Below are 2,675 nucleotides of genomic sequence, written 5' to 3'. Positions count from 1 at the left end.
GGGCGTTTGCCGGCGAACCGGAACTCCTCACCTCCTGCGGCAAGCCGGCGCTGCACGTGGACTTGTCCATCCGCGACGCGGACGGCCGCCACCTGCCGGTGGGTGAAGTCGGCGAGCTGTGGGCGCTGAGCGACACCAACATTGCCGGTTACCTGAATCGCCCCGATGAGAACGCCGAGCTGTTCGGGCACGACGAGCACGGCGCCTGGCTGCGCTGCAACGATCTGGGCAAGGTCGACGAGCGGGGCTACTACTACCTGACCGACCGCAAGAAATTCATGATCATCTCCGGCGCCTTCAACGTGTTCCCGGTGGTGGTGGAAAACGTGCTGGCCGAGCACCCGGCCATCCGCGAGTGCGCCGTGGTCGGCGCGCCGCACCCCGAATGGGGCGAGGCGGTGGTGGCCGTGGTGTCGCTGCGGCCCGGCGCCAGCACGAGCCCGCAGGAGCTGATCGAGTTCTGCCGCGGCAAGGTTGGCAAGTGGGAAGTGCCCAAGCACGTCGCGATCATCGACGAACTGCCCAAGGGCGGTACCCACAAGATCGCCAAGCACCAGCTGCGCGAGGGTTTCCGTCAACACCCGGAAACCCTGCCCTGGGGTCCGCGAGCCGGTTGACGCGGGTGTCGACTACACCCCGGAAACCCGGGGTGTGGTCCCGCCCCTACATGCTGCGCCGGTACTGTCCGCCGACCTGATACAGCGCGTGGCTCATCTGGCCGAGCGTGGCGTGGCGGGCGGCCCGCATCAGCGCGGCGAAGGTGTTCTCGCCGGCGGTGGCGCTGCGTTGCAATTGCGCCAGGGCCGCCTCGCAGCCGTCGCGGTGGCGGGCCTGGAAACCCTGGACGGCGTCCAGTTGCAGCCCCTTCTCGGCCTCGGTGGAGCGGATCAGCTCGCCGCTGAACTCGGCGGCCTGTGCCGCATCGGGCGCCAGATAGGTGTTGACGCCCACGATCGGCAGGCTGCCGTCGTGCTTCTTGTGCTCGTAGTGCAGGCTCTCGTCCTGGATCTTGCCGCGCTGGTACTGGGTTTCCATGGCGCCCAGCACGCCGCCGCGCTCGGACAGGCGCTCGAACTCCTGGTACACGGCTTCCTCGACCAGATCGGTCAGCTGCTCGATGATGAAGCTGCCCTGCAGCGGGTTTTCGTTCTTGTTGAGGCCCAGCTCCTTGTTGATGATGAGCTGGATGGCCACCGCCCGGCGCACGGATTCCTCGGTGGGCGTGGTGATGGCCTCGTCGTAGGCGTTGGTGTGCAGGCTGTTGCAGGTGTCGTACAGCGCGTAGAGCGCCTGCAGCGTGGTGCGGATGTCGTTGAACTGGATCTCCTGCGCGTGCAGCGACCGGCCGCTGGTCTGGATGTGGTACTTCATCATCTGCGCGCGCGGGCTCGCCCCGTAGCGCTCGCGCAGCGCGCGCGCCCAGATGCGCCGCGCCACGCGCCCGAGCACGGCGTACTCCGCGTCCATGCCGTTGCTGAAGAAAAACGACAGGTTCGGCGCGAAGTCGTCGATGGCCATGCCGCGCGCGAGGTAGTACTCGACGATGGTGAAGCCGTTGGAAAGCGTGAAGGCGAGCTGGCTGATCGGGTTCGCGCCGGCCTCGGCGATGTGGTAGCCCGAGATCGACACCGAGTAGAAGTTGCGCACCTGCTGGTCGACGAAGTACTGCTGGATGTCGCCCATCATGCGCATGGCGAATTCGGTGCTGAAGATGCAGGTGTTCTGCGCCTGGTCTTCCTTCAGGATGTCCGCCTGCACGGTGCCGCGCACGGATTTGAGCGTGGCCGCGGCGATGCGGGCGTAGGTGCCGGCATCGACCAATCGATCGCCGGTCACGCCGAGCAGGCCCAGACCCAGGCCATCGTTACCGGGCGGCAGCTCGCCGGCATACGCCGGTCGCGGCTTGCCGGCCAGCAGTTCGTCGATTTTTCGCTGCGCCGCCGGCCACTGCCCGGATTCGCGCAGGTGTTTTTCCACCTGCTGGTCGATGGCGGCGTTCAGGAACATGGCGAGGATCATCGGCGCCGGGCCGTTGATGGTCATCGACACCGAGGTCGTCGGCGCGCACAGGTCGAAGCCCGAGTAGAGCTTCTTCATGTCGTCCAGGCAGCAGATGGACACGCCGGAGTTGCCGACCTTGCCGTAGATGTCCGGCCGCGGGTGCGGATCCTCGCCGTACAGGGTGACCGAGTCGAAGGCCGTCGACAGGCGCGCCGCCGGCTGGCCCTGGGAGAGGTAATGAAAGCGGCGGTTGGTGCGCTCGGGCGTGCCCTCGCCGGCGAACATGCGCGTCGGGTCCTCGCCGGCGCGCCGGTACGGGTACACGCCGCCGGTGTAGGGATAGGCGCCCGGCAGGTTCTCGTTGCCGAGATACCGCAGCAGCTCGCCCCAGTCGCGGTACGGCGGCGGCGCCAGCTTGGGAATGCGCAGGCCGGACAGGGTCTCGACATAGTTGTCGCCGGTCACGGCGCGGCCGCGCACGTCGTAGGAATAGTGTTCGGCCGTCACCGCTGCGCGCCGCGCCGGCCAGTCGCGCAGCAGGGCGAGCGACTCGTCGCACAGCTCGCCGAGCGCGGCGTTGTAGCGCTGGCGCAACACGAGCAGCGTGCGGTCGCTGCCGTCGGTGAGCGCCTCGGGCGGGTACGCCGCGAGCGCCTGCGGCAGCGCCGGGTCGT

General features: G+C 68.1%; 2 protein-coding genes. One reads left to right on the top strand and one right to left on the bottom strand.

Going from position 1 to position 2,675, the window contains the following annotated elements; genetic code table 11:
• Positions 1-617 (top strand): class I adenylate-forming enzyme family protein (locus AB7F93_RS14125; protein WP_428303549.1); only part of this gene is annotated, 617 nt, incomplete at its 5' end.
• Positions 618-663: 46 nt separating this feature from the next.
• Here AB7F93_RS14125 and AB7F93_RS14120 read toward each other — a convergent pair.
• Positions 664-2,675 (bottom strand): methylmalonyl-CoA mutase family protein (locus tag AB7F93_RS14120; protein WP_428303548.1); only part of this gene is annotated, 2,012 nt, incomplete at its 5' end.

Source organism: Immundisolibacter sp., assembly GCF_050250495.1.
In the GTDB taxonomy this organism is placed as follows: domain Bacteria; phylum Pseudomonadota; class Gammaproteobacteria; order Immundisolibacterales; family Immundisolibacteraceae; genus Immundisolibacter.
The sequence above is the reverse complement of the archived record's forward strand: the minus strand, read 5'-3'. Positions and strand labels throughout refer to the sequence as shown.